Annotated in this window: 21 protein-coding genes and 2 tRNA genes; 8 read left to right on the top strand and 15 right to left on the bottom strand. The window is 41.9% G+C overall.

From position 1 onward, the window contains the following. The first annotated feature begins 18 nt into the window (after nucleotides 1-18). The gene (locus tag PR833_RS12425; protein WP_150376643.1) at nucleotides 19-1,419 is read left to right on the top strand and encodes a phage tail fiber protein; all 1,401 of its coding nucleotides are present in this window, start codon (nucleotides 19-21) and stop codon (nucleotides 1,417-1,419) included. A gap of 78 nt (nucleotides 1,420-1,497) precedes the next feature. Here PR833_RS12425 and PR833_RS12420 read toward each other — a convergent pair whose 3' ends face one another. The 8 genes from PR833_RS12420 to ttrS all read right to left on the bottom strand — a co-directional run bounded on the left by PR833_RS12420 (nucleotide 1,498) and on the right by ttrS (nucleotide 10,549). Continuing rightward, nucleotides 1,498-1,779 (bottom strand): DinI-like family protein, encoded by a 282-nt coding sequence (locus tag PR833_RS12420; protein ID WP_060561364.1) that lies wholly within the window; start codon nucleotides 1,777-1,779, stop codon nucleotides 1,498-1,500. Between the two features lie 267 nt (nucleotides 1,780-2,046). Continuing rightward, complete coding sequence (locus tag PR833_RS12415; protein ID WP_004918488.1) at nucleotides 2,047-2,451, bottom strand: acyl-CoA thioesterase; 405 nt, start codon at nucleotides 2,449-2,451, stop codon at nucleotides 2,047-2,049. A 212-nt stretch (nucleotides 2,452-2,663) separates the two neighbouring features. Further along, nucleotides 2,664-3,455, bottom strand: coding sequence for a PhzF family phenazine biosynthesis protein (locus PR833_RS12410; RefSeq protein WP_272526186.1), 792 nt, complete (start codon nucleotides 3,453-3,455; stop codon nucleotides 2,664-2,666). A gap of 142 nt (nucleotides 3,456-3,597) precedes the next feature. Beyond that, nucleotides 3,598-5,130 carry a peptide MFS transporter gene (locus tag PR833_RS12405; RefSeq protein WP_004918490.1) on the bottom strand — a complete coding sequence of 511 codons (1,533 nt, stop codon included), beginning with the start codon at nucleotides 5,128-5,130 and terminating at the stop codon, nucleotides 3,598-3,600. Nucleotides 5,131-5,573: 443 nt separating this feature from the next. Then, complete coding sequence (gene mdtG, locus PR833_RS12400; RefSeq protein WP_004918491.1) at nucleotides 5,574-6,794, bottom strand: multidrug efflux MFS transporter MdtG; 1,221 nt, start codon at nucleotides 6,792-6,794, stop codon at nucleotides 5,574-5,576. 71 nt (nucleotides 6,795-6,865) lie between these two features. Further along, nucleotides 6,866-7,810 carry a Kdo(2)-lipid IV(A) acyltransferase gene (locus PR833_RS12395; RefSeq protein ID WP_004918492.1) on the bottom strand — a complete coding sequence of 315 codons (945 nt, stop codon included), beginning with the start codon at nucleotides 7,808-7,810 and terminating at the stop codon, nucleotides 6,866-6,868. Between the two features lie 268 nt (nucleotides 7,811-8,078). Further along, the gene (gene ttrR, locus PR833_RS12390; protein ID WP_004918493.1) at nucleotides 8,079-8,675 is read right to left on the bottom strand and encodes a tetrathionate respiration response regulator TtrR; all 597 of its coding nucleotides are present in this window, start codon (nucleotides 8,673-8,675) and stop codon (nucleotides 8,079-8,081) included. 128 nt (nucleotides 8,676-8,803) lie between these two features. Continuing rightward, nucleotides 8,804-10,549, bottom strand: a complete 1,746-nt coding sequence (ttrS, locus tag PR833_RS12385; RefSeq protein WP_272526185.1) for a tetrathionate respiration histidine kinase TtrS — start codon at nucleotides 10,547-10,549, stop codon at nucleotides 8,804-8,806. A 264-nt stretch (nucleotides 10,550-10,813) separates the two neighbouring features. Between ttrS and ttrB the strand changes: the two genes are divergently transcribed. The 3 genes from ttrB to ttrA are packed head-to-tail and all read left to right on the top strand — an operon-like array spanning nucleotide 10,814 to nucleotide 15,658. Then, nucleotides 10,814-11,551 (top strand): tetrathionate reductase subunit TtrB, encoded by a 738-nt coding sequence (ttrB, locus tag PR833_RS12380; protein ID WP_004918495.1) that lies wholly within the window; start codon nucleotides 10,814-10,816, stop codon nucleotides 11,549-11,551. Beyond that, complete coding sequence (ttrC, locus tag PR833_RS12375) at nucleotides 11,551-12,579, top strand: tetrathionate reductase subunit TtrC (RefSeq protein ID WP_014658010.1); 1,029 nt, start codon at nucleotides 11,551-11,553, stop codon at nucleotides 12,577-12,579. The genes ttrB and ttrC overlap by 1 nt, the downstream gene beginning before the upstream one ends. Next, entirely contained in the window at nucleotides 12,572-15,658 is a 3,087-nt protein-coding gene (gene ttrA / locus PR833_RS12370) for a tetrathionate reductase subunit TtrA (RefSeq protein ID WP_014658011.1), read from the top strand. The genes ttrC and ttrA overlap by 8 nt, the downstream gene beginning before the upstream one ends. 138 nt (nucleotides 15,659-15,796) lie before the next feature. Here ttrA and PR833_RS12365 read toward each other — a convergent pair whose 3' ends face one another. Both PR833_RS12365 and PR833_RS12360 read right to left on the bottom strand, forming a co-directional pair. Next, on the bottom strand, nucleotides 15,797-16,822 hold the full coding sequence (locus tag PR833_RS12365) for a nickel/cobalt transporter (protein ID WP_272526184.1): 1,026 nt from the start codon (nucleotides 16,820-16,822) through the stop codon (nucleotides 15,797-15,799). After that, nucleotides 16,813-17,445, bottom strand: coding sequence for a DUF1007 family protein (locus tag PR833_RS12360; protein ID WP_040132990.1), 633 nt, complete (start codon nucleotides 17,443-17,445; stop codon nucleotides 16,813-16,815). Before PR833_RS12360 ends, PR833_RS12365 begins: the two co-directional genes overlap by 10 nt. Before the next feature lie 259 nt (nucleotides 17,446-17,704). Between PR833_RS12360 and trhO the strand changes: the two genes are divergently transcribed. Continuing rightward, the gene (gene trhO / locus PR833_RS12355; RefSeq protein WP_014658015.1) at nucleotides 17,705-18,751 is read left to right on the top strand and encodes an oxygen-dependent tRNA uridine(34) hydroxylase TrhO; all 1,047 of its coding nucleotides are present in this window, start codon (nucleotides 17,705-17,707) and stop codon (nucleotides 18,749-18,751) included. A gap of 34 nt (nucleotides 18,752-18,785) precedes the next feature. Here trhO and PR833_RS12350 read toward each other — a convergent pair whose 3' ends face one another. The 4 genes from PR833_RS12350 to PR833_RS12335 form a co-directional block, all read right to left on the bottom strand. Beyond that, nucleotides 18,786-19,379 (bottom strand): LuxR C-terminal-related transcriptional regulator, encoded by a 594-nt coding sequence (locus PR833_RS12350; protein ID WP_272526183.1) that lies wholly within the window; start codon nucleotides 19,377-19,379, stop codon nucleotides 18,786-18,788. 241 nt (nucleotides 19,380-19,620) lie between these two features. Beyond that, entirely contained in the window at nucleotides 19,621-19,875 is a 255-nt protein-coding gene (bssS, locus tag PR833_RS12345) for a biofilm formation regulator BssS (RefSeq protein WP_004918503.1), read from the bottom strand. A 210-nt stretch (nucleotides 19,876-20,085) separates the two neighbouring features. Further along, nucleotides 20,086-21,135 carry a dihydroorotase gene (gene pyrC / locus PR833_RS12340; RefSeq protein ID WP_004918504.1) on the bottom strand — a complete coding sequence of 350 codons (1,050 nt, stop codon included), beginning with the start codon at nucleotides 21,133-21,135 and terminating at the stop codon, nucleotides 20,086-20,088. Between the two features lie 195 nt (nucleotides 21,136-21,330). Beyond that, nucleotides 21,331-21,406: transfer RNA gene (locus PR833_RS12335), tRNA-Asn, on the bottom strand. Between the two features lie 297 nt (nucleotides 21,407-21,703). Between PR833_RS12335 and PR833_RS12330 the strand changes: the two genes are divergently transcribed. Then, nucleotides 21,704-22,957 carry a hypothetical protein gene (locus PR833_RS12330; protein ID WP_230494575.1) on the top strand — a complete coding sequence of 418 codons (1,254 nt, stop codon included), beginning with the start codon at nucleotides 21,704-21,706 and terminating at the stop codon, nucleotides 22,955-22,957. A 125-nt stretch (nucleotides 22,958-23,082) separates the two neighbouring features. Here PR833_RS12330 and PR833_RS12325 read toward each other — a convergent pair. Beyond that, nucleotides 23,083-23,158: transfer RNA gene (locus tag PR833_RS12325), tRNA-Asn, on the bottom strand. Between the two features lie 218 nt (nucleotides 23,159-23,376). Here PR833_RS12325 and PR833_RS12320 point away from each other — a divergent pair. Next, nucleotides 23,377-25,092 (top strand): arylsulfatase, encoded by a 1,716-nt coding sequence (locus PR833_RS12320; protein WP_004918507.1) that lies wholly within the window; start codon nucleotides 23,377-23,379, stop codon nucleotides 25,090-25,092. 12 nt (nucleotides 25,093-25,104) lie between these two features. Continuing rightward, nucleotides 25,105-26,292: an anaerobic sulfatase maturase gene (locus PR833_RS12315; RefSeq protein WP_004918509.1), complete on the top strand. Its 1,188-nt coding sequence runs from the start codon at nucleotides 25,105-25,107 to the stop codon at nucleotides 26,290-26,292. The last annotated feature ends 34 nt before the right edge of the window (nucleotides 26,293-26,326 follow it).

Below are 26,326 nucleotides of genomic sequence, written 5' to 3'. Positions count from 1 at the left end.
TAAATTTCGGAGAATATTATGTACAACGTAGGAACAGTAACAACGACAGCAAACAGCACTAAGTTAATCGGAGTAGGTACTAAGTGGAAAGATAACAACTCGCGAGTGTCCGCAGAGCAGGTTATTTTAATTCAAAATGGCGCAACGATTTGCATTAACAGCATTGCGTCTATTCAGAGCAACACAGAGATAACACTGAGTTTTCCTGTGCCTGCATCGGTGAGCAATGCACCGTATCAAATATTGACAACGATGGTGAATTCAGTCTCTGATGCAGCAAACAAGATTGTAGCAATGAACGTTGCGAACGTGCAGTTCAGCGATATCTTAAATCGGTGGGCGACAGAAAGCGGTACAATTACAGTGACGTTACCCGATGGCACAACACAGCAGCTGAGAACGGCGAAAGAAATGGATAAGCAGCTAGATGGGAAAGCCTCTTTAGCCTCTTCTGGAAACCAAACATTTAAAAAAGAAGTCAGAAACGAAGAAGCTATCGGTGTCTGGTCTAATGATGATAAGCAAGCCATGATGCTCTCACTAGCGAGAGAAACGCCTGATATTTATTATCGAATCAATGGTGCCACTTATTATATTAAACTGCCGTCAGGTAATGGCACGCTAATGAAGGCGGGTGATTTTGGCTTCGGCGGTTCGGGTGATTCAATCTCGCTAGATGCGCAAGGAATGATTGATTACTATAAAAACAAGGACAGAGTTTCACATGTTTTTAGAAATGCAGCGCAGGAGTCACCTTATCACTTCGCGTATGGGGTAACCGCTTTTTTCAAGGCAGGTGATACCTATACAACAATTAGCGCGGATTATACTGGAAAAGGCGTTAGGGCCATTGGTGGGAATAATAATAAATTTTTCGATTACAATTTATGGACAGATAGAAACACAACAAAAGACTCCAACGGCAACTTAAAAGCGGCATCCCCGATTGTTAAAGTATTTGCTGAGCATATTGAAACCAATGACGAAGCCGAGGGGGTGACTATGCAGAAACTTGGCATCGGTCATTACCTCATTAAAGGTGTTGTAGGCTTCAATGCAGATGGTGCATGGGGTATCAATAACGGCTTTGTTATTCCTCAAGACCATAACGGTAAAAACATGGTGCTTATTGATTACAAGGTGAGACCTGATGGGGATATTGAAGTTTTTGTTTTCCATCAACAGAACGTAGATATGCCAGAACGCTTCCAGAACAAGCGCATTAAGTACATAGATAAAGACGGCAACCCTGTTTACTACGAAAACTATGAGCCGTGTGACGTTCCCGAGTCTCGCTGGATAGATATGCGTGTCGAAATGCCGGTGAATTCCATCTACAACCTCAAGCAAGCAGAAGCCGAGCGATTGGCGAAAGAGGAGGCGGATAGGCAAGCGGAGGAGGAGGCTGTAGAGCGCTAAATAAGCAAAAGCCCCTATGGTATTTAGGGGCTTATTCTCAGCGCTGACTTAGTTTGCTATCGCTACCTGTCGCGCTGGCTACTTGTCAAAATATTCTATATCTTCCGTTTGTTTTCCTTCGGGGAGCCAGCTATCATCTTCCCAAATCTCTTGCAGCACTTCTTCGATGTAGTCTTTTTTTTCATTCTTTTTTAGCCCATCAATATTTAGGCTAGTATGAGCTCCCCAGCCAATATCCACATTTAATTCAGGGTATTTATTTTTTAATCTCTTCTCAACTTGAGCTTGAAGTGCTTGAAAGGTGCCGATAGGGAGCTTCCCTTTCATGTTGAGGTCAAGTCTTATTTTGATATTAACCATAAATGCTCCTTCATAGGTGTAAGGTGATAAACATCTTGCGTACAAAACACTGTTGTTTTATACAGTAAAATGCAATGTAATTTCAATAGGAGCAGAAAAATAGAACACACGATTGAGTTGGGCTTTTAATATCTTTTATGTTAGGCAACTGATATATGTAGAATGCAGTTTATAGTGAATAAGCCCTTGTTTATAGGGATTGGTTTTGTGTCCATGAGTGTGTCCATTGGTATATTTATTGCTATTTTAACTAATTAAAACTTTATATTAATCAATGATTGGTGTTGGTTTTCCGTTATCATCAACGGCAACAAAATTAAATTGACCATGGATCACTTCTTCGCGTCCTTCACGATACATATCTTCTAAGAATATCGACACATTGACAGTCAAACTTGTTCGACCAACGCGGCTAACTTTACCGACTAATTCGACGATAGTGCCAGAAGGAATCGGGTGAGTGAAATTGATTTTTTCGGTTGAGACTGTCACTAAGCGTTTACGGCAAAAACGTGTTGCGGTAATAAAAGAGACCTCATCCATCCAAGCGAGAGCGGTACCACCAAATAAGGTGTCGTGGTGGTTAGTGGTGGTTGGAAAAATAACCTTTGAAACACTTGTGATAGAACCTTCAATTTTTTGCGTGATTATCTCATCAACGTCAGAACGCATAATATGGCCTTACAATAATTGCTGTGGAGACGATATTCGTCATACTTCAAATGGCAGCATTGCTGACGGCATTGATGCAATAATGGCATACATTTGTATGTATTTAGTGGCATATGCGTCGTCGCCTAGCTGCCTTTCATCTATCAACTCAGTGTAATATGCTTTTAAAATAAATTACACCGATGATATTTCAAGGGTAAATATATTAGTGATCATAGATGTATATGACCCGTTAAAAACAGTGTTGCCTCACCCGTTAATTTTACCCGCTGATCTTCAACCGCACATAGTACGACACCACCACGAGCCGATATTTGATGGCCGACTAACTGATTTTTATTTAAGCGAGCCGCCCATAATGGGGCAATGGCACAATGCGAGGTACCTGTGACGGGATCTTCATCCACGCCTTTAGCTGGGGCAAAATAGCGTGAAACAAAGTCGATATGTGGTTCATGACTTGCTGCTGTAATTGTTAGGCCAGGTAGAGGCAGTGCAGCTAAAGCAGACATATTTGGAGTGCAGTGTGCCACTTGGTCAGGGCTACTTAAGAAACAGACATAGCGATCTTTAGCTAGCCACAATGCTTCAATTTCAACCCCCAAAATATCGGCTAGCTGTGGGTAATCTGCAATTGAAGCGGGTTGTGTGTTGAGAATAGGGAAATCGAGAGTAAACCCACTGCCATTTTTATAAAGCGTCAGCTCTCCTGAGAGGGATTTAAAAATAAAAGGGTTAATGGGGTGTTGCCTAAACTGATTAAGGACAAATGCAGCCGCTAATGTGGCATGCCCACAGAGATTGACCTCTACCGCCGGTGTGAACCAGCGAATATGATCCCCAACTAAAAATGCGGTTTCTGATAAATTAATTTCAGCCGCAATCGCAATCAATTGGTTATCTGGTAACCATTCATCAAGTAATACGACCGCGGCAGGGTTGCCTTGAAACTGGGTATTGGTAAAAGCATCAACATAGAAAACAGGCAGTGTTGAAAGACTCATAACGGTTTCCAAAAGCAGGTTAAATAGGGGAAAAGTATAGCGTTAATTAATCACTAACATAATAGTTTTAAGGATGAAATAAAAACGCCCGATAGGCAATTCTGCATATCGGGCGTGGGGATGATTGATAACTAACGGAAAATTATTTTGCGTTTACTTCGTTATCATCTGCATTTTTTAACATTTTTCTAACTGGAATGATTAATGCAGCTAGCACGATTGCACAGATAACTAATGCGATTGAAACATGTGAGAACAACTCAGGCATTGAATTTAGTTGTTCTTTATTGATGTTTCCGCCCATGATACCAGCAGCAAGGTTACCTAATGCGCTTGCACAGAACCAGAGCCCCATCACTTGGCCACGCATCTTTTGTGGTGCCAGCAGAGTCATGGTTGCTAAGCCAATAGGGCTTAGGCATAGCTCACCGAGAGTGAGTAAAAGAATACTCGAAACTAACCAGAACGGCGAAACCCCTGTTTGTGTGGCAAGAACTTGGTTGGCTGCCATCATCATGACCGCAAAGCCTGCCGCAGCAAATAAGATACCGATGACAAATTTAGTCATGCTGCTTGGGTTGATATTGCGTTTGGCAAGAGAAGGCCAGAACCAGCTAAAGACAGGTGCCAACAGGATAATAAACAATGCGTTGATAGACTGGAACCAAATGGTTGGGATCTCAAATGAGCCCATTTGGCGATCGGTATAGTCACGCGCAAAGATATTAAATGAGGTTGGTTTTTGTTCAAACGCTGACCAGAAGAAAGCTGCTGCAATGAGCAGTATCAAACAAGCGAGGAGACGTGAACGCTCACTGCTATTAAGGCCGGCAAAGAAGAACATGAAAAAGAAGTAGATACCCACACACGTGGAGATGATGTAGGCTGAGCTTTTTGCGATTGTCGCTGCATTAAATGGGATAACGCCATTGTCGATAAGGATCACCAACACCGCGAGGATTGCCATAGCGAGCGTTACCCATTTACCGACATTTTTACGCTCGACAGTTGGGCGGTTCCACGTTGAATCTAACCCGACTTCTTTGTCGTAGCGGCGCATTTGTGGGATGGCATAGAAACGGAAAATCAAGAGTGCAATCAGCATACCGATACCGCCAAGACCAAAGCCAAGATGCCAGCCGTATTTTTCATGCAAAGGGCCGATGATCAGTGGAGCGATAAACGACCCCATGTTAATCCCCATATAGAACAAGGAGAAACCACCGTCACGACGAGTATCTTCTTTTTTATAGAGTGTTCCCACCATGACCGTGATACAGGTTTTAAACAAACCAGTTCCTAACACGATTAATAGGAGACCAACAAAGAAGAAGGTATTGCTTAAAAACGCTGACATTGCGATCGATAAGTGGCCGAATGCAATGATTAACGAGCCGTACCAAACCGCTCTGCGCTGCCCTAGCCAGTTATCTGCTAGCCAGCCACCAGGAAGTGATGTGATATAAACCCCACCAGCAAAGATCCCGACGATAGCGGAAGCTTGCTCAATAGGTAACTCCATTCCCCCTTGTAGCAGTGCGGCACTCATAAACAAGATGAGCAGTGGGCGCACGCCATAGAAAGAGAACCTTTCCCACATTTCGGTGAGGAAGAGTGAACTCAGTGGGTATGGATGCCCAAAAAAGGTTTTTGTTTTAGTCGCAGAATGACTCATCTGTGAACTCCGATAAATTATATTTTGATTAGTTGTGCTTGAAAAAACACCTGACAAAGTGGTAGGTGCCAAAATTTAGAGATATGTTAACTTCATTTTGTAAACATATTTTTAACATACATTATTATAAAAACACTGAAAAACAGAATATATTTATTGTGAAAAGTGTTTTTTTAAGGTGAAAAGTCGATATCACTCGCATTTTTCACGATAAGGTAGGCGACAATACAGGAATTTTGTTGACAAGAAAAGAGGTGATTATAAAAGAAACATAGCCTTATAAAACATAAATTTATGTTATGTTTTCTGTGTTTTTTGCATAAAATGCTGTTATACCTACAATAAATGAGGGAAATGAATAAATAACTCTACCGATTATTCACAGTGAACGTGATGGGATGTTTTGTTCTACAACGAGAGAAGGCTTAGCCCTCTCTTTTCTATTAGGCCGATGGTGATTTACAATCCTGAGATTGACGTTTAATGATGTACCATGAATAAAGTAAGTTAAATAAAACTAAGGCAGCGGTAAAGAAAAAGACGGCTCTAAAGCCATAGCTTGCGGCCACAAACGAGCCCATTAGCGGGCCAGTCACGTTCCCAACATCCCGCAAGGCTTGGTTGTAGCTGAAAATGCGCCCTGTCACTTGATGTGAGATGTTATAGATAATTAATGTTTGTACTGCGGGCAATAAAGCGGCGTTTAATGCACCGAGCAAGAAACGCAGCGCCCCCAACTCCCAGTAATTACTCACCAATCCCATAGGGAATAAAACAAAAATAGAGGCCGCTAATACTGCAAGTAGCACTTTTTCTGGCCCGATACGATCACTTAGTTTCCCCAATCTAGGCGCACTGAGTAGCGCTGCAACCCCTGGAATTGAGGCAATTACCCCGCTAATAAAGGCTAAATTCTCAGTCGTGCCTGCAAGATCACGAACATAGAGTGTAATGACAGGGTTGATGGAACCAATCGCAGCTTGAATAATCATGGTGGTAAAAAATAAGCTAATCACCAAATTCTTATTTTTGAGGGAGGCAAATACTTGTTTGTTATTCAGCGCGTCTTTACGTGAAACAGGGGTAAAACGTTCACGAACATAGAATAAGGTCACAATAAAACAAATAAAGAGGACCGTTGCAGTAATAAAGAAAACGGGGCGTAAGCCATATTGGTCAGCAAGTAACCCGCCAATCAATGGACCGATCAGGGCACCACTAACGGCACCCGTCGCTAATACGCCCATTGCCCAACCACTTTTTTTCACGGGAACTTGTGTGGCGATGAGGGCATTTGCATTGGGCACAAATCCACCGAGTAGTCCTAATAAGGCCCTTAGTATCAATAATTGCCAAATGTTTTGAGCGAAACCAATGAGCACCATCACTATTGCCATACCGAGTGCTGAGCGTAGTAGCATCAACTTTCTGCCTTTGCGGTCAGATAAACGCCCCCAAAATGGAGCGGCAATAGCGGAAAACAAAAACGTAATACTGAAAACGGCCCCTGTCCATAGGTTTAATGAGCTGTGATCGGTAACCCCTAACTCCTCAATATAAAGCGGAAGAAAAGGCATGATCAGGCTAAATGCCGCACCGGTTAAAAAACAACCGAACCAAACGACATAAAGATTACGTTTCCAATAACTGTTTCTGTTTAACATAGACTCCTTGCTCAACTGTTTATGCTTAAAACACAACGGCTGCCAGATAACTGACAGCCGTTGTGTTTTATCTAATGATGGATTTTGTCTAAATCACCGTACAAAGAAGTTTCTCCTTTGGGGCGCGTTTTAAAACGTCGGTGTAGCCACATATATTGTTCGGGGGCTAATAATATCGCTTGCTCAATAAGTTGATTCATTTTGGTTGCAACCGCGACTTCATCATCGATAGGGAAATCATCGACAGCAGGTTGAATAACCAACTCATAACCTTTTCCTGCGGGTAAGCGACGTGGAATAAAAGGAACAATAAGCGGATTCGCTAAGCGCAATAAGATCGCTGAGCCATTGGTGGTTGCTGCATTTTTTACTGCAAATAGTGGGGCAAACGAGCTATTTCGAGGACCATAATCATGGTCGGGGGCATACCACAATATTTCCCCTTGTTTGAGACTGCGTACCATCCCTTTGACGTCTTTGCGGTCCAACATATATTTGTTAGAGCGTAGGCGTCCTCGGGTCTGAAGCCAGTCCATTAATTTATTATCATTTGGGCGGTAAACGCCAATGCCGGGGTTAAGCATACCGAAAGCTCTTGCACCAAGCTCTAATGTCAGAAAATGGATCCCTAATACAATAATGCCACGACCTGTCGATTGAGCCGCAATCATATGTTCACGCCCTTCGATTTTGAACCAGCGGCGTATGCGCCATTCAGGCCAAAACCATGCCATGCCTGTTTCAAAAACCCCCATACCCACGGACTCAAAATTTTTATCAATGTAGTGTTGGCGTTTTTCTAAGCTCATTTCAGGAAAACAGAGCGCTAGGTTGCGATCGGCAATTTGGGCGCGTTTTTTTAGCAAATGTTTGGACAATAAGCCTAAACGGGTTCCCATCCAATAAATCATGGGATAGGGCAAAAGAACCAGTACGTAAAGCAGACCGATACCAAACCAAGTGAGCCAGTAACGTGGGTGTAATAAACTTTTATCAAACTTTGGAGCTTGTATCATTGGTTTCCAAAAAATTAGGTTAGTGACTGAAGGCTGTTGTGAGTTGTTTAAATTTTTATGACAACAGCGATTAACAGATTGATTTTAGCGACTAGAAGGCCATGAGATGAGCAAGCAAGCCAGTGCTAAAAGCAATCAAATTATCAATAGTATCTATTATATACTCTAAATAATTTGAGGGGCAGGTCAGTAGAGACCTAAGGCTGTAATTTGAGTAAATTCACTTAATTAACAGCGTTGCCACCTAAAGTATGGTGAGTATAACAAATTATTCATTTAATAAATTGGCCGTCTGTAGGGTACTCATCAGTTCGGCCAAATTCCGTACTGCCATTTTTTCCATCATGCGAGAACGATGCACTTCGACGGTCCGAACAGAAACACAGGCCACATCGGCGATTTCCCGGTTAATTAAGCCTTGCAAAACGTATTTGCAAATCTCTTTTTCTCTTGGTGTCAGTGTTTGGTAACGCTGCTGAATAAGATAACTTGCCGTGGCTTGTTGGGTTTTTTCTTGTGCTTGCTCAAGTGTTTTTGCTAATAGCTGGCTATCAATTGGTTTTTGTAGAAAATCGACAGCGCCTAGTTTGACTTGTTCGACGGCCATAGGAATATCGCCATGACCAGAGAGAAAGATCACCGCTAATGTGCTTTGTTGGGCTTTGAGCAGTTGGTGAACTTGGCGACCATCCAGTTTTGGCATACGCATGTCGAGGAGTACCACGCCCTCTTGGTGAAGGTCGGCTTGCTGAACAAATTGTTCACTGTCATTCCAAACAACGACGGTATAACCGAGCGTTTCAAGGAGAAATTGGCAAGCATCGGTAACTGCCGGATCGTCGTCCACCAGATGGATAACAGGCATGAATAGAACCTCACTTCATCAAATTGGGATATCAATGTTTAAATTCATGATGAATGTATTTTTACATATTAACATAGTTAATGTTATCAATAGTATGCGAAAGTCCTATTTATCGTTACTGAATAAGGCTATGTTTCGCTCGATTTTCCATGGTGGTACGGGAAAATGAGGGTTACTCTTAGCCCATTTAAGCCAGCCTCACTCACATTATTTTCAATGCGAATGTCGCCCCCTTGGCTTTGGATCAATCGCTGGCAGATCACTAAACCTAGCCCTAATCCCTCTTTTTTAGTGGTTGCAAAAGGCGTGATCCCTTGAGTCAGTTGTTCAGGCTGCATGCCGCCTGCATCATCTTGTAGTACGAGTAAAAACCGTTCTGGGGCAAAGTGAAAGCTAAAACATAATGTTGTCGCGCCGGCTTGCAAGCTATTACTAATGAGGTTTGATAGCAGTTGATCCAGCAGTGTTTCAGGTAGCTTCAATGAAACGTCACGGCTATCCGGTAACATGAGTTTGACCTGTGGATAATGTTGCGATACCCGTAGTAATTGCCAAATATGTTGTATCGTCGGTATAACATGCTGCTCACTCAGTTGCAGTGCGACCTCTTGGTGAGGTTTCCCAGCCCATAGGCGAAGATTACGAATAATATCGGCCCCGCGTTGCGCTTGATTATCAATTTTTGTTAAGGCATTAATCAGGGGATGATCATCTGACTCTTTTTTGAGACGTAAAATACAACCTTGTGCGTAGTGGCGGATCGCGGAAAGTGGCTGGTTAAGCTCATGGGCAAACCCTGAGGCCATTTCACCTAATATATTTAATCGCTGAGCTTTTTCTAAATTCGCTTCCTGTTGGCGTAAGCGATTGTGAGCCTCTTCTAATTGGCGGCTACGGCGGCGAACTAAGAAGGCTATCCAAACATGATTGACCCCAAGTAAGATAAAAAAGAGTAAGACGAGGCCTAGCGACAGTTGATGCTGGATCAACCAACTCATAATGTCTTGCCAAATTTGTCGTTGCTGTGGATGTTGGTTTACATCACGTAACAAGGTTTCGACTTGGTTCACTGATGCTGGGGCTCCCCAACGCATGCCAGATTTATCGGATGAAAGTAATGTTTTGGTCACCTTATCAACTAAATTATCGGGGATATCATTCAAGGCAGCAAATGACCAGTTAGGGTAAAGCTCAGTGCTGGTCTTACAAGGTAGAGTGCTCGCATGCTCAATTAAAGGCCGAAACTGGTTTTTATCAATTAATCCTTCACTGTCCATATTTTCCAATAAGCAAACAGGGATGATAGCAGCCGAAAGTGAGCTATCGCGTAAGGCATATAAGAGCGCATCGGCGGGGAAACCGAGAAACTGCATACGAAAATCTTTTTCTGCGTCATACCCCATATCTCTGAGTACCTTATAACCTAAAAGGTAGCCGCCGAAAGCGTCTGGAGAAATTGCCCCCACTTTTTTACCAATTAGGTTTTTTACCTCGTTAATATCACTGTCTGCCCGCACTAAAATAAGGCTTCCGATAACGTTACGAGTGGCGCTATCAGGCTCTACGGATGAACGCAATGAAAGTAACCAGCGTAAATGATAGCGACTATCGAGTTGGATAAATTGAGCAGGGTTTGTCAGCAGAAAGTCTATCTTACGCTCTGCAATTGCGTCACGCATCTCATCCAAGTTAAGTGGCTGTAACGTGAAATGTTCACCCGGTAGAGACTCATTTAATGTGTCGGCTAATATTTGCCAGTGGGATTGTGTTGAGTTTGCACCGCGTAGTGCAAGTACCCCGATTTTCCATTCAGCCGCCATAGCAGGAAAACTGCCAGCAAGAAGCAAGATGAACAGTAGGCGATACAAAGACATAGATGATTTCTTTAACATATTTGGGTTATTCGTTGCGTTAGATCAATTTAGTTACGGGTATGTGGTAAACCACAATAGGGTCGTTACGCAGCCCCTCATACAATAAAGCTAATTAAAGATAACACACCGTTTTTAAAGAGAAATAAGAATTACCGTGGTTATCAAAAATAGGTTGAGGTAACGGTAAATAAAGCCTGTAAAACCAAAAGCATACTAATATTTACCATCTGTTTTTGCATTAGCAATGTCCTACTGGAGCCAATTATGGATCTGAGTAAACGAAAATTTCTACAACAATTAGGGGCAGTCACCGCGGGGGCATCGTTAATACCGATTGCCGAAGCTGGACTCAATTTCTCCCCAACTCGCCGCGAAGGTAACCCTGAAAAACGTTATGGCATGCTGATTGACTTACGCCGTTGTATCGGCTGTCAATCCTGTACCGTTAGTTGTTCTGTTGAAAATCAGACACCGCAAGGTCAGTTTCGTACGACGGTTAACCAATATCAAGTTTCTTTAAAAGGGCAGGAGGGCGTGGCAAACGTCCTATTACCACGTTTGTGTAACCACTGTGATAACCCGCCTTGTGTGCCCGTTTGCCCAGTACAAGCCACGTTTCAACGGGAAGACGGAATTGTGGTTATTGATAATGAGCGCTGTGTTGGTTGTGCTTATTGTGTACAAGCTTGCCCATATGATGCGCGTTTTATCAACCATACGACCCAAACCGCAGATAAATGTACATTTTGTGCGCATCGTCTTGAAGTCGGCTTACTACCAGCCTGCGTTGAGTCCTGTGTTGGTGGCGCGCGAATTATTGGTGATTTAAGAGATCCAAACAGTACGATCCGGAAAATGCTCGAAGAACATAAAGCCGAAATTAAAGTGCTGAAACCGGAAAGTGGCACATTACCTCAAGTGTTTTATTTAGGCTTGGATGATGCTTTTGTTGAACCGCTAGCCGGTAAAGGGCAACCCGCATTATGGCAGGAGGTATTCTGATGAGCGAACAAGTGACCTATATTTCGGAAATTATGGCACAGCCACAAGAGTTTTTCTGGTTGCCTTGGGCCGTTCAATACTTCTTTTTTATCGGTATCGCGGCTTGCGCGACACTTTATGCTTGTTACTTGCACTGGCAAGGTAAGAGTGAAAATAGCCGATTAGAGATGATTGCCGTCTTTATCACGATAACGATGGGGATCACGGCTCCATTAGCGCTGACCGCCGACTTACACCAAACGGCGCGTGTTTGGCACTTCTATGCTCATCCAACTATTTGGTCATGGATGTGGTGGGGCTCAGTTTTACTGCCATTGTTTACCACTTTTAGCGGCCTCTACTTTGTTGCATTGTTGGTGAAATTAATTTGGAAAAAAGAATTTAAAGCAACACGTTGGGTGGCCTTACTGTCAGCGCTGTCTGCGGTAGGTTTATTGTTATATACCGGTCGTGAAGCCTCGGTGCTGATCGCACGACCTATTTGGTTTAGCTGGTGGATCCCTGTACTGCTGTTCTTTAGTGCAATGCAAGCGGTTCCTGCGTTAATTAGCTTGGGGGCTCGTCGTGAACCTCAATATCAGCAGCGCTTAGCACGTCTTCAGGCAATTAGCTTGCTTCTGTTAGCTGTCTGCTTTGCATTGTGGTTATCGGGTGACACTGTTTCGGGTATTGCTGTTCGTCATCAACTAGAGGTCGCAAGCCCTGGCTGGTGGATGCTCATGGGGATATGCGCACTGTGGGTTGTGGCATTGGCAATGTCAATCATGACATTAAAGGCTACACGCTCAATGGTTTATATCACAGTAGCGGCATTAGTGGCGATGGGGCTAACGTGGAGCTTGCGCTGGGTTTTCCTAATGGAAGTTCAAGCGGTGCCAAAATATAACGTGTTAGTTAATCCATATCACTTCCCGATGGGAACGGACGGACTGTTAGCTCTACTTGGTACGTTTGGTTTGTGGATCGCTCTGATTATTATTATTCGTGAAGGTGTTCGTTGGTTTGCTAGGAGAGTGCAACATGGCTAAATTCTCAAGACGTCAGTGGCTCAAAGGTGGTTTAGTTGTCGGTGGTTTAGCACTATTTGGTGCAGGTTACCGTGATGTGGCTAAGCGTGCAGTTGATGGCCTCGCCAATGGCACTTCCGGTAAAGTCACATTAGATCGTATTCATGGCAACTCATTGCGCCCAGAGGGGCAAGCTAACGGTGGTTGGAAAGAGGATCCTAGCCAAGTTATTGCGATGACCCAATGTTTTGGATGCTGGACTCAATGTGGGATCCGTGCTCGTGTCGATACGGCAAAAAACGAAGTGCTACGTATTGCGGGGAATCCATATCACCCTCTGTCTCACGAAAAACATTTCCCGTATGGTATGCCACTGAAAACGGCGTTTAATAAAATGGGCGGCGAAAGTGGGTTAGAACATCGCTCCACGGCGTGTGCTCGCGGTGCAACCTTAATGGAAGGGTTAACTAGCCCATTGCGTATCCTAGAGCCGATGAAACGTGTTGGTAAACGTGGTGAAGGTAAATGGGAACGTATCAGTTTTGAACAATTAATCAAAGAAGTGGTTGAAGGGGGCGATTTATTTGGTGAAGGGCATGTTGATGGCTTACGGGCGATTCGTGACCTTGAAACGCCTCTCGATCCATCACAACCTAAATTAGGCCCCAAAGCCAACCAACTGCTGGTGACTAACGCGGGGGATGATGGTCGTGATGGTTTTATACGCCGCTTTGCCCAAAATGCTTTTGGCAGTAAAAACTTTGGTGCCCATGGCTCCTATTGTGGTCTGGCATACCGTGCTGGCTCTGGTGCACTAATGGATGATCTGGATAAAAATGCGCACGTCAAACCGGATTGGGATAATGTTCGTTTTGCGCTATTTATTGGAACATCGCCAGCACAGTCGGGTAACCCATTTAAACGCCAAGGTCGCCAACTGGCATCTGCACGTTTACGTGACAATTTTAACTATGTTGTGGTTGCCCCTGCATTGCCACTTACAACGACTCTGGCGAATGATCATGGGCATTGGGTTCCTGTGCAGCCGGGAACGGATGCGGCATTAGTCATGGGAATGATCCGTTGGATCATCGAAAATGAGCGTTACAATGCCGCATATTTGCGCGTACCAAGCGAAAAATCGATGAAAGCAGTTGGCGAAAAGAGCTGGACCAACTCAACTCATTTAGTGATCACTGATGACGAGCATCCATTAGCAGGGCAATTGTTGATCGCTTCACATCTTAATGGTCAGATGGCGGAAGATGATGACAGCAAAAAAGCATATTTGGTTCAGGATGCGTCAGGTGAGCTAAAACCCGCAGATGATGTGACGCAGGCAGAGCTGTTTGTCACGCGTCAGGTGACATTGCACGATGGTAGCGAAGTCACGGTTAAATCTAGTTTCCAATGTTTGAAAGAAGCGGCTGAGCGCATGACGTTGGAAGAGTATAGTGAACGCTGCCAAGTCCCAGTTAAAACCATTGAGTCACTGGGGCGTGCATTAACCTCTTATGATCGTAAAGCTGCGGTGATCTCGCATGGCGGTATGATGGGGGGTAATGGATTCTATACCGCGTGGTCGGTCATTATGCTGAATGCGCTTATTGGTAACCTGAATTTGAAAGGTGGGGTATCAGTAGGTGGTGGTAAATTCAACGGTGAAAGCGATGGTCCTCGTTACAAGATAACGAGCTACGCTGGCAAAGTGAAACCAAAAGGTGTTGTGTTATCCCGTAGTAACGAATCCTATGAAAAATCAGATGAATTCAAGGCTCGCGTTGCTGCTGGTGAAAATCCTTATCCTGCAAAAGCACCATGGTATCCGTTTGCCAAAGGTCAGTTAACTGAACAATTAGCGTCAGCGTTGATGGGTTATCCGTATCCACTTAAGGCATGGATCACCAACATGACTAACCCTGTTTACGGTATTGCAGGCATTCGTCAGGTGATGGAAGAAAAGCTGAAAGACCCAAAACATCTTCCACTTATCATTGGTATTGACGCCTTTATGAATGAGACAACAGCGCTGGCGGATTATATTGTGCCGGATACCCATAACTTTGAAAGTTGGGGCTTTAGTGGGGCTTGGTCGGGGGTTCAAGTGAAAGCCAGTACTGCTCGCTGGCCAATTGTTGGAGCACGTACCGCGAAAACGGCCGACGGTCAGCCTATTTCAATGGAAGCATTTTGTATCGCAGTGGCGAAAGCGCTCGACCTTCCTGGGTTTGGTGACAACGTGATTGAAGATATGGATGGAAATAAATATCCACTTAATTGTGCTGAAGATTATTACCTACGTGTCGCTGCAAATATGGCATGGTTAGGTGAAAAACCAGTGCCAGAAGCAGCAAATGAAGACATCCAAATCAGTGGTGTGGAACGGATTTTGCCTGCAATGGAAAAAACACTCAAACCGGAAGAGATCCGTCGTGTTGCCTATATCTATACTCGCGGTGGTCGTTTTGCGCCTTATGAAAAAGCGTGGGATGGTGATGCAACAGGGCCTCAGTGGAAGAAAGGGTTGCAGATTTGGAACCCAACGGTGGCGGTGAACCGTCATGCGATTACGGGGGAGCGCTATAGTGGTTGTCCAACTTACTATCCGCCTCGTTTAGCGAATGGGGAAGATGTGAATAAGGTTTTCCCACCAACAGAATGGCCGTTAAAGCTTATGTCATTTAAATCCCATGTCATGAGTAGCTCAACGACAATGATTGAACGTTTACGCCATGTGAAACCTACCAATCTTGTGGCTATTCACCCTGATGATGCCCAAAAAATGGGGGTTAAGCATGGAGATTGGGTCAAGATAACTACGCCAGGTGGTCATGTTGAAGCACAAATCAGTGTGTTAGACGGTGTTATGCCAGGGGTTTTAGCCATCGAACATGGTTATGGTCATAAAGAAATGGGGGCTAAACAGCATTACCTTGATGGTGAGCCAATGCCAATGAACGCTGCGAATGGTTCAGGCATTAACCTAAATGATTTAGGTTTTGCCGACCCGACGCGTGAAGTGGCGAATACTTGGTTAGATTGGGTATCCGGTGCCTCAGTGAGACAAGGCTTACCGGCTCGAATTGAATTAATCGGTTAAAAGTAATAACAGACCAGCGCACTTTGCGCTGGTCACCATAAGTTTAGACAGTTGACATTGCGCTTTACGATGTGGCTACCTCATCGTAACTTCGGCAGATGCCTAGGAGGGGGAGCCCTCCTTTTTTTCGTCTTTTGATCAGCGTATTCGTGGCGATAGCAAAGGTGACGCTGTTTCAGTGAGCATCACACTTTGATACATCAAGACACCTAACAGAATAAAAATTAACCCTGTACACAAATAAAGGAGCGCGCGCCAGTAAGGCGAAAAAGAGATCCCCTGAGTTTTGGTCAGCCGCATTGCGTGATGACGCATAAAATAGACAAACAAAGCAATAAGGCTGATGGTGAATGCGGTTCCCATTGCCATGGCTAGTGCAGCGAAGATCCCCCACGTATACACCCCAATCACATAAGAAAAAAGCAATACCAATAATGCACCGGAGCAAGGTCGCAGCCCCATAGATAGCACCAAAATGGCTTGGGTGCGTAAAGAGGCTTGTAACTGCTGACTTGAGACAACATGTTGGTGACCACACTGGCAAAGAGGAGCCATTTTAGGCGGTGGCTTGATAGCGGATATTGAGGTTGAATTTAACGGCAAAAGGCGCTGGATATGTAAGACTGATGCTGTCCGTTTATTTCTGGCTTTTCGCCATTGATGAAATGCTTTGTAGCAACATAAGGCACCCAGCAAAACAACGAAACCATAACTGAGTTTTTCGCTGTATAAGCTAACCATATTCAAGTGGCGAGTAGAGAGCTGGAAAACCACTAATACAGCTGAAACTAACACAATCGCCACGGCACCTTGTAATAAAGAAGCGAGTAGACTAAGGATAACACTTTGTTTTAAACGTGTTGGGTGGGTGGCGATATAGGTGCTAATGATCAGCTTACCATGACCTGGGCCTAGTGCATGAAGGAGCCCATATAAAAAGCTGACAGCGACTAGCAAGCTACCTGCTTGTAATGGGTCGCGCTGAGTCGATTGTAGTAGTTCCGAGAGTAAAAGATTGAGCTGGCGCTGCCAAGCAACACTGGTTTGTAACCAAACTGACCAATTTTGGTAGAGATAAGTGCCGGCGGCGCAGAGAGCGATGAAAACTACGCCAACGATGATTAAGTTTAGGTGCTTGGGTTTATTACGTTGAATTATTGGCATGCAATCTTCACCTTTTGAGCAAATTGCAGCCCTAATGTGGTGTCATCTTCAGGTGTTTGATTGATATCGAGCGAGTAGGCATAAAAGCGTAACTCATCAGTGACATTAGGCTCGTTGAGCGTCATTTTACATTGGGAGTCTAGCGTGTTAGATAGAATAACCGCCTGTTGATTGGGATAGGTCATGCTGACAAAAAATGTCGGGTCATAAGTCATAAACTCGATATCCAATCCTTTTATCGGCACGGGTTGTTTTAATCGCGCAGTAAATGAAAAAATAAGCTGTAGCCCTTCACGTTGTAAGCGGTAATGGCTTGGTATCGCTTGAAAAGCTATTTTTTTACCTTGTGAATAAAAGTCGGTGAAATAGTCCTGAGCAAGAATATTTGCCATTAATGTTGCCGCTTGCGTTTTCCATTGAATGTCATCTTCTTGGCTATTTTTTAACTCATAAGCAATATCCGCAGAGGTCATTGGATCCATCTTCCACGTGAATGTCAGGCCGATAACTTGCTGTTGCTTGATTTCGGGTATGACCTGCATATCGATAAAGCTATGGGGGTGAGCAAAACTTTTGAAAGAAAAGACTAAACACAAACTGAGGAATAACACATTGAATTTCATAAGCGGTACATTTCAACGAGTAAGTCAAATAGGCGAAAAATGTTATAACATAACTTAATTTCAATGTGAAATAAATTTATGGTGCAACTTACTATCGAGAGGGCATTGTAATATTCAATATAAAACCTTTTAACATTCAGGGTTTTTTATTCACAAAATAACAGCGATAATAGTCATAATGGCTAGTGTGGACACTATGTGGACACTGGTACATTTTATTAAATTAATCTCAATGAGTTATAAGGGTTTAAAGAACACCATGCCAGTGTTACATAATCAAATTTCAAATAAAATTCTTAAAGAGCGTATGTTGGCGGAGACTGAGCCACGTACCACAATTTCGTTTTATAAATATTTCAACATCCACGACCCAGTAGAATTTCGCAACGAGTGGTATGTGAAGTTCAAAGCACTTAATGTGTTTGGTCGTGTGTATATCGCTAAAGAGGGTATCAACGCTCAAATCAGCGTGCCTTCATCAAATGTCGAAGCGTTGCGCGAACTGATTTATAGCACTAGCCCTGAACTGAATAATTTACGTCTTAACATCGCTATTGATGATGATGGTAAATCTTTCTGGGTCTTACGCATGAAAGTCCGTGATCGTGTGGTTGCGGATGGGATTACTGACGATTCATTTGATGCCTCAAAGACAGGGCAATATCTTAAAGCACATGAAGTGAATGAGATGATTGATGACCCGAATACCGTATTTGTAGATATGCGTAACCACTATGAATACGAGGTTGGTCATTTTGAAAATGCGATTGAAGTGCCTTCTGATACTTTCAGAGATCAGCTGCCAATGGCTGTAGATATGCTACAGGAACAAAAAGATAAAAATATAGTCATGTATTGTACAGGTGGGATCCGCTGCGAAAAAGCGAGTGCTTACATGCTGCATAATGGCTTTAAGAACGTATACCACGTTGAAGGCGGTATTATTGAATATGCGCGTAAAGCCAAAGAGCAAGGTTTACCGTTACGTTTTAAAGGGAAAAATTTTGTGTTTGATAACCGCATGGGGGAGCGCATTACTGATGAAGTATTGGCTCACTGCCATCAATGTGGTGAACCTTGTGACACGCATACGAACTGCCGTAATGATGGCTGTCATTTATTATTTATTCAGTGCCCTTCATGCGCAGAAAAATATGAAGGCTGCTGTAGTGTTGCCTGTACTGAGGAGATGAAACTGCCAGAAGAAGTGCAACGCGCACGTCGAGCAGGGCGTGAAGTCAGCAATAAAATATTTAATAAATCACGTCATCGCTTAAGTGATGGCCTATTAAATAACGATAATTAGTCACTCATAAAAAAAGCCCGATTAAGGGCTTTTTTTAATAGAGATATTTAAAAATATTATAAATAAAAAATAGCTCAATACGGTTTTTAACATAGACTTTGGTGACAATATGTCTTTTTTGTGAATAAACGGTGCTATTACTGATCCCCAGTTTTTTTGAAATAATATGATTCGGTGTTTCATTCATCCAACTATTAATAATGCATTGTTCTTTTAGTGTAAATATTGATGAGTTTGAATTATTAGTTAGCCTTATTGTTTTTTCTATTTGTTCCGCATCATTGATCACTTTATCTAACGTAGGGATAATGATTTTCTTAGACATAATAAAATAATTATCTTTAAGTAATAGTGGCTTATCAGATATTGGATAAGGGGCATTAATGTAGATATAGAATCTAATCTCATTTGATGTGCTTAATAGCTTTTTTAAAGTTAAACAGTAATTGGAATGGTGACAATAATAAGTTAAATTCACGAGTATGATATTGGGTTTACTATTGTTAATACAATGAATAGCTTCATCAATATATCCTACACTAATAAACTCAAGTTTTTTATTTGAAGATAAGTATTCAGTAATACCAATTCGAGTATAATAACATTCATCAATAATGAGTATTCTCATAAGGAACATCCTTGTTCGAAAGAGGATTACAATAAATTGGAATGGATATTAAAGTCAATAAACTAGTGATAAAAAATAATTAATTTAGTTTGTTTTTGCAATTAATATAAAAATAACTATTATTATTTTTATATTATGAATATTAATTATTAGAAGTATAAAAATTTAATATACTAAAAAGATATGAATTATTGATGGTGTTAATGGATATTTGGTTATTACCAAATATCCATTATTTTCACTAGTGCGTTTTAAAGTCAGGCTCTACATAATCACCGGACTCTATTTTATCAATACCGGCTTGTAGAATATCAATAAGTTGTCTGGCTACATCGGTTGTTAACCACATTGTTTTATCAACAATGGCGTTCTCACTGTTTTCACTTTTTTCTGGGAGATAATGCAAACGCAACATCATTGCATCATAGGCATCAACAGTACTGATGTCCCAGCCAACAACAGGGTGAGTCTGAATCACTTCATTTTTTCTATTCATAAACACCTCCTAATCATACTGCGTGATAAATATATATCGATAACTGACTAAGAGCGAAAAACTCATAACGAGTATCAATCAGTATAAGGGGATTTTGCCAATTGAAAAGAAAAATACGCTTTTTTTTGCATCCAAATGACAGATTATGCAAAAAAGTGACAAAAAAGGGAAAAGGACTAACGGGAAGTGATGAGCTTCCCGTCGATATGACTAGTCAACAACGCGTACAGACCAGCGAGCATCCTCACCTGCAAGGAAAGGGATCAGTGCATCATGGCCGCACTCAATGGATGAGGTGGTTATATTTTCTTCTTTAGTTAACTGAATAAAGCCATCATTAACAGGTAAATTATAGAACTTAGGGCCATTTAATGAACAGAAGGCTTCAAAATGAGCAAGTGCGCCGAGTTCTTCAAAAACTGTTGCATAAGCTGCAAGTGCTGTTGGAGCATTAAAAACCCCAGCGCAGCCACAGGAGGACTCTTTACGATGTTGAACATGAGGTGCTGTATCCGTTCCTAAGAAGAAACGATCACTGCCTGAAGCAACGGCTGCACGCAATGCTTCTTGGTGAACATTGCGTTTTAGAATAGGCAGGCAGTACAAATGTGGGCGCACACCGCCAACTAACATGTGATTGCGATTAAACATTAAATGTTGTGGTGTTAATGTAGCTGCTAGATAGTCATCGCCCCCTAGTACATATTGGGCAGCTTCTTTAGTGGTGATGTGCTCAAAAACCACCTTTAATTTAGGGAATGTTTTTCTAAGAGGTTCCATGACTTGCTCAATAAAACGAGCTTCGCGATCAAAGATATCAATCTGACTGGATGTGACTTCTCCATGGATCAATAATGGCATTCCTGCTTGCTCCATTGCCTCAAGTACAGAGTAGATATTTTTTATATCAGAGACTCCGTGGCTTGAATTGGTTGTTGCATTGGCAGGGTACAGTTTACAAGCAGTAAATACCCCTTCATGAAAGCCGCGTATTAGTTCATCAGCATTCGTGGTGTCAGTTAAATAACACGTCATTAATGGCGTAAAGCGATCACCTTCAGGAACTGCTTGAATAATACGTTCACGATATGCTTTAGCCATCTCTATTGTCGTGACAGGAGGAACGAGATTTGGCATGACAATGGCGCGACCGAAGAATTGACTGGTATAAGGCACAACAGTTTTTAGCATATCACCATCGCGAAAATGAACATGCCAATCATCTGGGCGGCGGATCGTTAAAGTTGTTGCAGTTGTCATGAAACCGGCTCCGTAAAGGGTAAATAGAGTAATGAGCGAAATGCTCAAGCCGGAGCAGAATGATAAAACGAAAACGATAAAATAGCTATGTTAATTCACAATTATCTTGAAAAAGAATGGTTTTATGATAGGACAGAACAAATATAAATTTAAGATAAGGTTGGGTGAATTAAGATGAATTAAATAAGAAGAGATTGGCTCCTCCAGCTGGACTCGAACCAGCGACATACGGATTAACAGTCCGCCGTTCTACCGACTGAACTATGGAGGAACGCCTTAAAGCGAGAGGAATATTAGCGTTACTGATTCTAAAAGTCAAAGAAGAAACAGCAATAAAAGTTCGATTGCTTGTTATGTGATCGAATTGCTGTAACTTTCATCGAATAAGGGATCTGACAGGTGCTAAAAATAAACTGATCGCTATAATTGTGGTATTTGCGATGAATGGTCATTGCTATTTTTGTGGCTTGGTTTGCATATTTTAGTATGGATAACTGATTTAATAATAGTAGGCACGTTATCTTAACGTACGATAAAACTAAAAATGGAATAGAACAAGGAGGAGCATGTGCCAAAGGATACTACGGTCATTGAGGTACAGTTTGACCGATATGATATTCAACAAATTTGTGGTGATGACATTATAAGGATCATAGCATCAAATAAGGTTTTATATTGTTATAGCTCTCAATTTCCCCAAATACTTCCCAAATTAGACAGTATCAAAAAAAATGAAAAATTAAAGGTTTGTGTTAGTCAACTCGATAGTGGTGATTATTGGTTATATTGGTTAATCGCTGAAAATGGATGTGAATTGACGACTGATTACGAGCGAGGAGAGGGAGATTTTGTATTTATCTTTAATTTTTTTGTGCTAATTATCATGGCGATCCTGATAATGATTATAAAAGCAGATATATTCCTATCAGGAATAGCATTTATTCTGATGGCAATTGTTTACATAGGTTTGATTTATGGGGTAAAAGGATTGTGGATAATGTTATGTTCTCCTTTTAATTCGGCGATTCTAAATTTACAAAAAGAAAAGGGACAAAGTGAAACTGGAATATTCAATAAAAAAGCCTATTTCTATATGTTTTTTCTGTTAAGAAAGATAATTAATAAATTGAGTTTCACTGAGCATTATTATATAGAAAGTAATCCTGATATAAATATTAATCGTATAAAAAAATTAGGTTTGCATGTTAGTCATTTTGAAGTTGAGGAAAAGGAAACTACTAATAAGAATGTACATATAAGTAACTATGTTGCTGATAAAAGGGTAGAAATTGATGTATCCAATAATTACCATTATATTCACAGTAAGGGCAATATTTACTATTGTGGTACTCATGAACGAAGAAAGGAAAATAGTATCTTTATGAGGAGCCAAGCGCCATTTATTGTTGCAAAAGGGGATGATGTTGAGATTATCCATGATGAGAAAAAAGCGGTGATTGGTCTCATTAATAATACGAGTCAATCAGCTTACCTATTTACTTCAATATATTTTTTTTTCTTCAAAAGATATAGCGTAATGTTTTCATTAAAATTCGCCATTCTCTTTGGTTTCACTATGACATTCTCACTAATGCCTTTTTCTTTTTCCCTTGCTCCTGAACTTATAGCTAATCTACATATGCTGCTGTTATTCTTAGGACTCAACTTGGCACTTTTTGTGCTCTATTTTTTACTAAGAATGGTTTATGTGAAATATGCTAACAATGACCGTTATGAAATCACTCAGCAATATTTACAAAATCGAGTGTTAGAAATGAATAAAAAGCACTTGACCATTATTGATTTCTTAGATCTCTCATAACGTTTTAGGCAAACCATAGAGAAGGGAAATAAAGAGTTATTAGCTAACGAACGCGATTTATTCAAATAATGTTAGAACAAGTCTGCATAACGAAAAAGCCCGCTAAAAAGCGGGCTTTCAAAATTTGGCTCCTCCAGCTGGACTTGAACCAGCGACATACGGATTAACAGTCCGCCGTTCTACCGACTGAACTATGGAGGAATTGCTGTGTTCCTGAGAACGAGGCGCATATTACCCATCCTGTTCATGCTTGTAAAGTATAAATATGAAAAAAAATGCCAAGTGATTGCTAAGTGAGCAATGCGGTGGTTATGTCGGCGAAAAACATTACCTGTAGATATCATACCTAAGAACGATAGTCATAAAGCAAAACTATATTTAACGTTAATGATACAATAAATTAACAATATGGTGATGTGATGAAAAAAACACTGCTAGCAATTGCATTAAGTTCCGTGATGTCGGGTGTGGCATTGGGGGAAGTCGATGATAGGCCTAATGTTCTGATCATCATTGCCGACGATATGGGGTATTCGGACATTAGCCCTTTTGGAGGGGAAATCCCAACACCAAATTTGCAAAAAATGGCTGAGCAAGGTGTCAGGATGAGCCAGTATTACACTTCGCCGATGTCTGCTCCTGCACGCTCAATGTTAATGACTGGAGCCACAAACCAACAAGCGGGAATGGGAGGGATGTGGTGGTATGAAAATACGGTCGGCAAGCCAGGTTATGAATTACGCTTAACGGATAGAGTGGTAACCATGGCTGAACGCTTCCAAGATGCGGGTTATAACACGTTGATGTCAGGCAAATGGCATTTAGGTTATACCAAAGGTGCGAGGCCAACAGACCGAGGTTTTAATCAAGCATTTGCTTTTATGGGAGGAGGAACCAGTCATTTTGATGATGCTAAACCGCTTGGAACGGTTGAAAGTTTCCATACGTATTATACGTTAAATGGCGAGAAAGTTTCGTTGCCGAGCGATTTTTATTCAAGTAAAAACTATGCGCAGCAATTGGAACAGTGGATTAAACAGACTCCGAGTGATCAACCAATATTTGCTTACCTCGCTTTCACCGCACCTCATGATCCTATCCAAGCGCCTGATGACTGGATCCGTAAATTTGACGGAAAATATGACGAAGGATTTGGCAAAATTTATCGGCAAAGAATAAATCGCTTGAAAGAATTAGGGATTATTAACGATAAAACACCGATGCCGAAATTAAATTTGGATAAGGAATGGGAACAATTAACCCCTGAAGAAAAGCGCTATGCAGCTAAAACGATGCAAGTATATGCTGCAATGATTGCCTATATGGACGATCAAATTGGTGGCGTTATTAATACGCTAAAAGAGACGGGGAGAGATAAAAATACGATTATTATTTTTGCGACAGATAATGGTGCAAACCCTGCATCCGGTTTTTATTATGAGTCAGACCCTGAATATTGGAAACAGTTTGATAATAGCTATGAAAATCTTGGGCGTAAGAATTCGTTTGTCTCTGTGGGGCCTCAATGGGCGAATGTCAGTAATGCACCTTATGCCAATTACCATAAAACGACCAGTGCTCAAGGGGGGATCAATACCGATTTAATTATCACTGGGCCGGGTATTGGTAAGGCGGGGAGTATAGATAAAACACCGATGGCGGTTTACGATATTGCCCCAACGCTATATGAATTTGCTGGTATTGATGCTAATAAGCAGATTAAAAATATCCATCCATTACCGATGTTAGGTACGAGCTTTAAATCCCATTTCCTTGGCAAATCGACTGTTAATCCACGGCAGCTATTTGGTGTCGAATTACATAATCAAGCGGCGTTAGTCGAAGGCGATTGGAAATTAAGGCGTTTAGTGAAAGCCTCTCCAAAAGCAGAAATGGCTCCTTGGCAACTTTTCAATTTAAAAGAAGATCCACTTGAAACCCGTGATTTAGCGGCAAAACACCCTGAAATTGTGCAAAAGCTGCAAAAGAAATACGAACAATTTGCCAAGACCGGCATGATTATTGAAGCGAAAGGAGAGGCTATCGATTACATCGGTGTCGATGAGTCTACAGGGAACTATATCGGCATAGATCCGAAGACAAATAAGCGTATTGAGCCTGCAAAGGTGAAATGATGGGAGGTTAATATGAAAATTTCTTTTTATGACCCTCCCAGATTGCAGGGGAAATCATTAAAATCAGCAATTCCTTTTCATATTTTATTAAAGCCTGTTGGTTCGGGATGTAATTTAAAGTGTGATTATTGTTATTACCCCCAGCATAATGAGCAGAAAGCGGCGCCAATGCTCAAAGCCATGTTGGAGCCATTTATTAAAAATTATATAGCTGCCCAGCCGGCTTACACCAAAGAGATCAATTTTGTCTGGCAAGGTGGAGAGCCGTTATTAGCGGGGTTAGATTTTTATAAGCGCGCGATTGCTTTACAGCAAAAATATGCGCCTCACGGAGTGCGTATTATTAACACGTTGCAAACGAATGCGACGTTATTAACGCCTTCTTGGTGCCGTTTTTTGAAACAACATGATTTTGTTATTGGCGTGAGCCTTGATGGCCCCGAATCTATCCATGATCAATACCGTCATGATAGAAGGGGAAATAGTGGTAGCTATGCCTCCGTAATAAAAGGGATCGCACTACTGCAACAGTTTGACATTGAATTCAATATATTGACGGTGGTACACGATGGTGTCGCTCATTTAGGCAAAGAGATTTACCTTCATTTTGTACAACTTGGTATTCGCTATATTCAATTTCAACCCCTTATGCTGGAGGGGGATGCTATCCATCAAGGATTCACGCTCAGTGCGAATAATTGGGGGCTATTTTTAAGCTCAGTGTATCAACAGTGGCAAGCGTCAGGGCATATCGGGCGTGTTTTTGTGATGAACATTGAACAGGTATATAGCCAATACTTTACTCAGGTGAGCAGTACTTGTGTTCATTCAGAACGCTGTGGCACGAATATGATGATGGAAACTCAAGGCGAGATTTACGCTTGCGATCATCAAGCAAATCAAAGTCACTATCTTGGTCAATTTAATGGGCAGCAAGGATTTAGTGATTTTGTTGAGGCATCTATCTCGTTGCCTTTTGGGCAAAATAAGAGTCGACGCAAAGAGTGCCAACAATGCTCGGTTAAAATGGTTTGCCAAGGCGGTTGCCCGGCTCATTTGAATCAATTTGGACGTAACCAATTGTGTGAAGGCTACTTTGCCTTTTTTAGTTTGGTGCTAGCGCCGATAAGGCAATATCAGCGAAATGCGCAGGGGGTTCAGCATTGGCGTAATGCATTCTTAAAAAATGCGGTTGCTTAAATAGCAAAAGCCCGCTATAAAGCGGGCTTTCAAA

The organism is Providencia sp. PROV189 (assembly GCF_028480065.1).
Lineage (GTDB): Bacteria > Pseudomonadota > Gammaproteobacteria > Enterobacterales > Enterobacteriaceae > Providencia > Providencia stuartii.
This window is presented reverse-complemented; position numbering and strand designations above follow the sequence as displayed.

Bases quoted from the DNA above. Each gene is read 5' to 3' on its own strand.
- PR833_RS12425 (WP_150376643.1), top strand. From the start codon at position 19: ATGTACAACGTAGGAACAGTAACAACGACAGCAAACAGCACTAAGTTA.
- PR833_RS12420 (WP_060561364.1), bottom strand. From the start codon at position 1,779: ATGGTTAATATCAAAATAAGACTTGACCTCAACATGAAAGGGAAGCTC.
- PR833_RS12415 (WP_004918488.1), bottom strand. From the start codon at position 2,451: ATGCGTTCTGACGTTGATGAGATAATCACGCAAAAAATTGAAGGTTCT.
- PR833_RS12410 (WP_272526186.1), bottom strand. From the start codon at position 3,455: ATGAGTCTTTCAACACTGCCTGTTTTCTATGTTGATGCTTTTACCAAT.
- PR833_RS12405 (WP_004918490.1), bottom strand. From the start codon at position 5,130: ATGAGTCATTCTGCGACTAAAACAAAAACCTTTTTTGGGCATCCATAC.
- mdtG (WP_004918491.1), bottom strand. From the start codon at position 6,794: ATGTTAAACAGAAACAGTTATTGGAAACGTAATCTTTATGTCGTTTGG.
- PR833_RS12395 (WP_004918492.1), bottom strand. From the start codon at position 7,810: ATGATACAAGCTCCAAAGTTTGATAAAAGTTTATTACACCCACGTTAC.
- ttrR (WP_004918493.1), bottom strand. From the start codon at position 8,675: ATGCCTGTTATCCATCTGGTGGACGACGATCCGGCAGTTACCGATGCT.
- ttrS (WP_272526185.1), bottom strand. From the start codon at position 10,549: ATGTCTTTGTATCGCCTACTGTTCATCTTGCTTCTTGCTGGCAGTTTT.
- ttrB (WP_004918495.1), top strand. From the start codon at position 10,814: ATGGATCTGAGTAAACGAAAATTTCTACAACAATTAGGGGCAGTCACC.
- ttrC (WP_014658010.1), top strand. From the start codon at position 11,551: ATGAGCGAACAAGTGACCTATATTTCGGAAATTATGGCACAGCCACAA.
- ttrA (WP_014658011.1), top strand. From the start codon at position 12,572: ATGGCTAAATTCTCAAGACGTCAGTGGCTCAAAGGTGGTTTAGTTGTC.
- PR833_RS12365 (WP_272526184.1), bottom strand. From the start codon at position 16,822: ATGCCAATAATTCAACGTAATAAACCCAAGCACCTAAACTTAATCATC.
- PR833_RS12360 (WP_040132990.1), bottom strand. From the start codon at position 17,445: ATGAAATTCAATGTGTTATTCCTCAGTTTGTGTTTAGTCTTTTCTTTC.
- trhO (WP_014658015.1), top strand. From the start codon at position 17,705: ATGCCAGTGTTACATAATCAAATTTCAAATAAAATTCTTAAAGAGCGT.
- PR833_RS12350 (WP_272526183.1), bottom strand. From the start codon at position 19,379: ATGAGAATACTCATTATTGATGAATGTTATTATACTCGAATTGGTATT.
- bssS (WP_004918503.1), bottom strand. From the start codon at position 19,875: ATGAATAGAAAAAATGAAGTGATTCAGACTCACCCTGTTGTTGGCTGG.
- pyrC (WP_004918504.1), bottom strand. From the start codon at position 21,135: ATGACAACTGCAACAACTTTAACGATCCGCCGCCCAGATGATTGGCAT.
- PR833_RS12320 (WP_004918507.1), top strand. From the start codon at position 23,377: ATGAAAAAAACACTGCTAGCAATTGCATTAAGTTCCGTGATGTCGGGT.
- PR833_RS12315 (WP_004918509.1), top strand. From the start codon at position 25,105: ATGAAAATTTCTTTTTATGACCCTCCCAGATTGCAGGGGAAATCATTA.